Source organism: Allobosea sp. GW823-FHT02B03 (genome assembly GCF_058797755.1).
The window spans coordinates 732,196-739,177 of the sequence record NZ_JBXAJY010000004.1; the positions used below are offsets into that span (position 1 = coordinate 732,196).

The 6,982-nt window shown below is 69.1% G+C and carries 6 protein-coding genes; 3 read left to right on the forward strand and 3 right to left on the reverse strand.

The annotated features are described in order from the left end of the window. The first annotated feature begins 8 nt into the window (after positions 1-8). Positions 9-1,037, forward strand: coding sequence for a DmpA family aminopeptidase (locus tag AC1REK_RS17050; RefSeq protein ID WP_492269134.1), 1,029 nt, complete (start codon positions 9-11; stop codon positions 1,035-1,037). Positions 1,038-1,041: 4 nt separating this feature from the next. On the opposite strand, the gene AC1REK_RS17055 is transcribed toward AC1REK_RS17050, so the two are convergent. The 3 genes from AC1REK_RS17055 to AC1REK_RS17065 all read right to left on the reverse strand — a co-directional run bounded on the left by AC1REK_RS17055 (position 1,042) and on the right by AC1REK_RS17065 (position 3,891). Beyond that, positions 1,042-2,502 carry an amidase family protein gene (locus AC1REK_RS17055; RefSeq protein WP_492269133.1) on the reverse strand — a complete coding sequence of 487 codons (1,461 nt, stop codon included), beginning with the start codon at positions 2,500-2,502 and terminating at the stop codon, positions 1,042-1,044. A gap of 111 nt (positions 2,503-2,613) precedes the next feature. Continuing rightward, positions 2,614-3,480 (reverse strand): patatin-like phospholipase family protein, encoded by an 867-nt coding sequence (locus AC1REK_RS17060; protein WP_492269132.1) that lies wholly within the window; start codon positions 3,478-3,480, stop codon positions 2,614-2,616. A gap of 9 nt (positions 3,481-3,489) precedes the next feature. Next, positions 3,490-3,891: a MarR family winged helix-turn-helix transcriptional regulator gene (locus AC1REK_RS17065; protein ID WP_316017707.1), complete on the reverse strand. Its 402-nt coding sequence runs from the start codon at positions 3,889-3,891 to the stop codon at positions 3,490-3,492. A 192-nt stretch (positions 3,892-4,083) separates the two neighbouring features. On the opposite strand from AC1REK_RS17065, the gene AC1REK_RS17070 reads away from it, so the two are divergent. Together AC1REK_RS17070 and AC1REK_RS17075 are read left to right on the forward strand one after the other, a co-directional pair. After that, positions 4,084-5,709, forward strand: a complete 1,626-nt coding sequence (locus AC1REK_RS17070; protein ID WP_492269131.1) for a long-chain-fatty-acid--CoA ligase — start codon at positions 4,084-4,086, stop codon at positions 5,707-5,709. Between the two features lie 133 nt (positions 5,710-5,842). Next, the coding region (locus AC1REK_RS17075) for a DNA translocase FtsK (RefSeq protein WP_492273808.1) at positions 5,843-6,982 on the forward strand (1,140 nt) is incomplete at its 3' end.

Genomic DNA, 6,982 nt, shown 5'->3' on the forward strand with positions numbered 1-6,982 from the left:
AGAACGCCTTGCGCAAGAGGGCACGCGAGCATGGTCTGATCTGCGGCTCGTTGCCGACCGGCCCGCTCAACGCGATCACCGATGTGGCCGGCGTCGCCGTTGGTCACCGGACCATTCGGGATGGCGATGTCAACACCGGCTTCACCGCGCTGCTGCCGCATGGCGGGGACCTCTTCCGCGAGAAGATCCGGGCCGGCGTCGAGGTCATCAACGGCTTCGGCAAGAGCGCCGGGCTGATGCAGCTCGCCGAACTCGGCCAGATCGAGACGCCGATCCTGCTCGGCAACACTTTTGCGGTGGCGACCGGGATCGAGGCTTTGGTCGGGCGGGCGCTCGCCGCCAACCCGCAGATCGGCCGCGAGACCGGCACGGTGAATTCGCTGGTGCTCGAATGCAATGACGGTTTCCTGTCCGATATCCGGGCGCGGCGGCTGAGGGTCGAAGATGCCGAAGCGGCGCTCGACGCGGCCAGCGGCGGGCCGGTCGAGGAGGGCGCGGTCGGCGCCGGCACCGGCATGAGCGCCTTCGGCTTCAAGGGCGGCATCGGAACGGCCTCGCGGCTGATGGAACTGGACGGCCGCAGCTTCACGCTCGGCGTGCTGGTGCAGGCGAATTTCGGCAATGCCGGCGATCTCGTATTGCCCGACGGCCGTCGCCCGGTGCCGCCGGCCAAGCGAACGGCCCAGCCGCCGGAGCGCGGCTCGGTGATCATCATCGTGGCCACCGACCTGCCGCTGGAAAGCCGGCAGCTGACGCGCATCGCCAGGCGCTGCGGCGCCGGCCTCGCCCGGCTCGGCGCCTTCTGGGGCAATGGCAGCGGAGACATCGCCATCGCCTTCTCGACCGCTGGCCGGATCGCGCATGGCGAGCGGGCGGACATCGTGCAGCTCGCCGCGCTGAACGAAAACCGGATCGACCTGCCGTTCCGCGCCGCCGCCGAGGCGACGCAGGAGGCGGTGCTCAACGCCATGCTGGCGGCGCCGGAGACGGTCGGTCGCGACGGAAACCGCAGAGTTTCGCTGGCGGATTGCTTGTAGGTTGTTACGCCGCGGCAGGCGGCAGGCGATAGCCGCCGCCCAGCTTCTCCAGCATGGCCCCGACCGCGATGGCGCTGCGGTCCTCGCCCATCGGCGCGATGACCTGCACGCCGAGCGGCATCCCCGCCTGCGACGGGCCTACCGGGACCGAGAGCGCCGGCAGGTCGGCTCCGGTCGCAAGGCTCGCCCAGCACAGGAAGTCGAGATAGGGCCGCTCCACGCCGTCGATGTCGAGTCGGCGGGCATGGAAATCCGGCAGATGGTCGTGCTTCTGCGCGCCGACCGGAGCGGGTGGGCAGAGCAGCACGTCGTAATTCTTGAAAAAGCGAGCCCATTGCCGCTTCAGCGCGAGGCGGCGCTGGTGGATCTGCTGGTAGAGGCCGGGCGTCATGCGGGCGCCGCGGGCCTGCAGCGCCTGATGCGAGAGATCGCCGGGAGCGAATTTGGCCGCCTGCGCCTGGATGCGGGCGCGCACCTTCGGCGGCAGGCCATAGGCGACGACCGCGTGGTTCAGCAGCGCATAGACCTCATAGGCCTCGGTGAAGCGGAAGCCGGGGCGCGCCGCCTCGTCGACCAGCGCGCCGGCCTCTGCCAGCCTGCGCCCGGCTTCGCGCACTGCCTCGGAAACCTCGCGGGTCACCGGTGCGAAGGGCTCGCTCGCCCAGACCGCGACGCGCAGGCCCTTCGCATCGGCGTGGCGGGGAGCAGCCAAGGCGGGGCCGGCGACATGGGCGTCGCGCGGACCGGCGAGCACGGGCAGGACGAGGTCGAGATCCTCGGCGTAGCGGGCGATAGGACCAGCGACCATCAGGTCGACATTGCGCGCCGTGCGCCGCTCGGGCGGCGGCGGCACCGCGCCCCAGGTCGAGACCAGCCCCCAGCTGGTCTTCAGGCCGAGCACGCCGCAGGCTTGGGCCGGCCAGCGGATCGAGGAGCCGAGATCGGAGCCGAGCTCGAAGGCGGCCATGCCGGTCGCAACCGCGATCGCCGCCCCGCCGGAGGAGCCGCCGGGCGAGTATTCGGCGTTCCACGGATTGCTGGCGATGCCATGGGCGGGGTTGTAGCTCTGGAAATCGCCGGAGAAGACCGGGACGATGGTCTTGCCGATGATCACCACGCCGGCGGCGCGCAGGCGGGCGACGGCAGCTGCGTCCTCCGCGGGAACACGGTCCTTGTAGGCCGGCAGGCCGCCGGAGGAGGGCAGGCCGGCGACGTCGAACGCGTCCTTTATGGTGATCGGCAGGCCTTCCAGCGGACGCGCCTCGCCGGCCGCGATGCGCCGGTCCGATTCCGCCGCCATGGCGCGCGCCGCCGCGCGATCCTGCGCGACGATGGCGTTGAGCGCGGGATTCAGCGCGTCGATACGGGCGAATGTCGCTTCTAGCAGTTCGCCTGCGCTGAAGCGGCGGGCCAGCAGGCCAGCGAGGAGGCTGGTGGCGGAGGCGGTGAGATCGATCGAAGGCATGGCTGATTCCGGCGGCCGAATGCCAATTCGTAACCCGACGTGAAGAGCGATGAAAACCTGCCTTGCCGCACGGCGCAGATCGGACATTGCGCGACGTGCGGCGCCGGGTGACTAGGGCGCTGTCGCGGTCTGTCCGGTGCGCCGCTTTTCCATTGCCCGGAGGAACGCCTCGCCATCGCGGATGCCGAGCTCATAGGCGAAGCGGATGCCGTCCCAGTCGCGGATGGTGAACTGGCTGACCGGGATCGTTTCGGACGGGCCGGTATAGGTCCGGTTCGCGACCTCGGACACTTGCGCGAAGGGGCGGGTGAGCAGGACGAGCGTCGGCTCGCCTTGCTGCTCGAGCTCGGCCAGCGCCCAGGCCGGGGCGCTGTCGACGAGGCCGCCATCGAGCGCCGCGCGGCCTGCGACCAGGCCGCCGGGCATGAAGGGTGGCACCGAAGCGCTCGCCATCAGCGCGGCGGCCAGTTCGGCCGGCGTGGCGCAATCGGCGATGCGGATCAGGTCGGGCACGAAGCCGAGCCTGCGCCCGGCTGTCGGATGCACGGGGCGACGCAGACGCTTTTCGAGCTGATAGGCGCCGATGCCGAGCGCGGCGGCGACGGGCAGCGGCCAGAAGCGCGGCGGCCGCGAGATCGCGACCCGGAAATCGGCCCGGGCCTGCAGTTCGGTCAGGCGCTCTTCGGTGAACAGCGCGGCGAGCATGGACTGGTAGAGCTCGCCGACCGGAAAGAGGCGGCCACCGCGGCGAAAGGCTGGCCAGTCGACCTCGGAGGTCCGGCCGATGCAGGCCTCGCGCACCAGCTCGCGCACGGTCGGGCCGAGGCCGAGCGCGGTATAGAGCATGGCGAAGGCGCCGGCGCTGGCGCCGACCACACGGCGCGGCTTCAGGCCGATCCGCGGCGCCACCGTTTCGTAGAAGCCGCCCTGCCAGTAGCAACGATTGCCGCCGCCGGCATAGGCCAGCCCCGCGAACATGCGCTTGACCTAGGTCTCGTCGACGGCGCGGGCGAGGTCGCGCCAGGCCAGCACCAGCCGGTCGAGCTCGGCAAGGTCGCCGGTCGGCAGCTTGCCGAGGGTGGAGGCGACGAAATCGCGCTGCGTCTGCATGCCGGCCTCCGCCAGCCGCCGACCCTCGGGCGTCAGGTGCATGGCGTAGGAACGCCGGTCGCCGGCGATGGCGCGGCGCTCGACGAGCCCGGCCTGGACCAGCCGGTCGACCAGGCCGGAGACATTGCCCTTGGTGACGTAGAGCCGCTCGGCAAGCTCGCTCTGGCTGATGCCTTCGCGCTCGGTCAGGGTCGAGAGCAGGTCGAATTGCGGGATGGAGAGGCCGAGCTCGCGGATGCGCGCGGTCATCTGGCCGAGCATGCGCTGGTGCAGCCGCATGAAGCGGAACCAGACGCGGTCCGGCTCGACGGGCTCAGGCACAGGGGCCGGGCGTGATGCTGGCAACGGCTCTTTCCCCCGATGGTTCATCCCTGAACTAGCTTATCTTCGGCCGTCGCGCGAGGGCTTTCGCGTCGCCGCGTCCGCTGGCTATGCTGCGCAAAACAGGTAGTACAAACGGGGAGAAGACGCATGCTGGGCTTGATGCAGGACTGGCCCCTGCTGATCCATCGGATCATCGACCATGCCGCGATCCAGCATGGCAATCGCGAGGTGGTCAGCCGCAGCGTCGAGGGGCCGATCCGGCGTACCACCTACGCAAAGGTGCGCGAGAAGGCGCTGAAGCTGGCGAAGAAGCTCTCGGGCAGCGGGGTCAAGGTCGGCGATCGCGTCGCGACGCTGGCCTGGAATACCGACCGGCATCTCGAGCTCTGGTACGGCATCACCGGCATCGGGGCGATCACGCATACGGTCAATCCCCGGCTGTTCCCCGAGCAGATCGCCTGGATCATCGATCATGCCGAGGACCGGCTGCTCTTCCTCGACCTGACCTTCGTCAAGCTGGTCGAGGGCATCCAGGACAAGCTGCCGACGATCGAGCGCTACATCATCTTGACCGATCGCGAGCACATGCCGGAGACCGTGCTGAAGGGCGCCGTCGCCTATGAGGACTGGCTCGCCGAGGGCGATGCGGATTTCGCCTGGGCGAGGCTCGACGAGAACACCGCCGCCGGGCTCTGCTACACCTCGGGCACCACGGGCGGGCCCAAGGGCGTACTCTATTCGCACCGCTCGAACGTGCTGCACGCCATGGCCTGCGCCATGCCGGACTATATGGGCCTGTCCTCGCGCAGCGTCGTGATGCCGGTGGTGCCGCTGTTCCACGCCAATAGCTGGTCGCTGGCCTATTCGGCGCCGATGACCGGCGCGAAGCTCGTCCTGCCCGGCATGAAGCTCGACGGCGCTTCGCTGCTCGAACTTCTGAACGGCGAGGGCGTGACGCTGACCGCCGCCGTGCCGACGGTCTGGCTCGGGCTTCTGCAGCATCTCGAGGCGACGGGCGAGAAGCTCACCAGCCTGAAGCGCGTGGTGATCGGCGGCTCGGCCTGTCCGCGGGCGATGACCGAGGCCTTCGAGAAGAAGTACGGCGTCACCGTCGACCATGCCTGGGGCATGACCGAAACCAGCCCGATCGGCTCCTTCTGCACGATCAAGCCGGACTATGCCGATCTTGAAGGCGAGGCGCTCTACGATCTCAAGGTCAAGCAGGGCCATCCGCAGTTCACCGTCGAGTTCCGGCTGACCGACGACGAGGGCAGGGAGCTGCCCTGGGACGGCAAGACCTTCGGACGGCTGAAAGTGCGCGGCCCGGCGGTCGCCGGCGCCTATTATCGGCACGAACAGCCGATCCTCGACGAACACGGCTTCTTCGACACCGGCGATGTCGCGACCATCGATTCTCACGGCTACATGCAGGTCACCGACCGCTCCAAGGACGTGATCAAGTCCGGCGGCGAATGGATCTCCTCGATCGAGCTCGAAAACCTCGCCGTCGGCCATCCCGACGTGGCGGAGGCGGCTGTGATCGGCGTCGCCCATCCGAAATGGGACGAGCGGCCGCTGCTGGTGATCGTGCCGAAGCCCGGCCGCACGCCCGGCAAGGAGGAGATGCTCGCCTTCATGACCGGCAAGATCGCGAAATGGTGGCTGCCCGACGATGTCGTTCTGGTCGAGGCGATCCCGCACACCGCGACCGGCAAGATCCAGAAGACGGCGCTGCGCGAGATGTTCAAGGCGTACCGTTTGCCGGGCGTCTAGGCGACCCTGCGGCAAGCGGATCGGGATGGGGACAACACGCCGTCCCGGCGCGCGGCGGGCAAAGCTTCATCCCCTCTTAACCCTGCCGGGGTAGGCCTCGAAGCAGTCGTTAACCAGTGTGCCGTGCTTGCTGATGTCCATGCGTCGAGTGAATTGGAATCCCCAGGCGGAAGGCGCTAACTCTCCCCTTCAGCCCCGGTCTGGCCAGCCGGCTTCCGAGCCGGCCGAAGTCCGTTACTGGCGTACGCCGGCGAAGACCGCAAAGCCGCGCGTCGAGCCGGAAACTGTCGAGCCGGAAATCGTCGAGGCAGCAGTCGTCGAGGCGGAGACCGCTGAAATCCACCCTGCCGAGCAGCCGCCTGTTCCAGCGGCCGAACTCGACCGCGTCCGCTTCTGGCGGACCCCGCGGCATCTGATGCAGCAGGTCTGGGGCGAGGCGCAGGTCGCCGAGATCGCCACTGCCGAAGGCGCTTCGGAAGCGCTGGCCGCGGTGCTCGATGACGAAGCGGCCATGCTCCTGGAGATGGCTGTCGTCGCGCAAGACGAGGCGGAGCCGGCCGACCAGGCGATGCCGTCGACGCCCTTCGCCTTCCTGTCCGACGATGCCTTCTGGGAGTTCATCCCGGATGCCGAGCGGTCCGACGAGACGACCATCGAGACCTTCGCCGAGACGTTTCCCGAGCCGGCGCTGCTGCCGCCTCCGTCACCGCCGCCGGCCGTGGCCGAAGAGCGGCGGATCGTGCCGCACGCCGACGGCTTCATGGCTACTGCCGCAACGGCGATGCCGTGGAGCGGCATGGGCTGGAGGCAGAGCTATCGGCTCGATGTGAGCTTCACCGCGCCTGCGGCGCTGCCTTCCGTGCTGGCACCAGCACCGGTCGAGCAGCCAGTGCAGGAGACCCCGGCGCCCATGCCAGTGCCGGCGGCGAAGAACAGTGTCTCAGTCCTCAAGGCCGAGCGCCCTCAACGCGCGCCCGAGCCCGATGCGTCCGCACAGCGCGCGCGGCGCCGCGGCGTCGAGATCGCCCCTGCTGTTTCGGTGGTGATCCCCGGCTTCGAATTGCCGCCGATCGATTTCCTGGCGGAGCCGCCGCAGATCGAGAGCGCGATCCCGGTCGAGGTCCTGCAGCAGAATGCGGGCTTCCTTGAAGGCGTGCTGGAGGACTTCAATGTCCGCGGCGAGGTCGTCCAGGCCTGCCCCGGCCCGGTCGTCACCCTCTACGAGCTTGAGCCTGCTCCTGGGACGAAGTCGTCTCGGGTGATCTCTTTGGCT

Coding starts and splice junctions, on each gene's coding strand:
- AC1REK_RS17070 (WP_492269131.1), top strand. CDS start 4,084: ATGCTGGGCTTGATGCAGGACTGGCCCCTGCTGATCCATCGGATCATC.
- AC1REK_RS17055 (WP_492269133.1), bottom strand. CDS start 2,502: ATGCCTTCGATCGATCTCACCGCCTCCGCCACCAGCCTCCTCGCTGGC.
- AC1REK_RS17065 (WP_316017707.1), bottom strand. CDS start 3,891: ATGCGGCTGCACCAGCGCATGCTCGGCCAGATGACCGCGCGCATCCGC.
- AC1REK_RS17060 (WP_492269132.1), bottom strand. CDS start 3,480: ATGTTCGCGGGGCTGGCCTATGCCGGCGGCGGCAATCGTTGCTACTGG.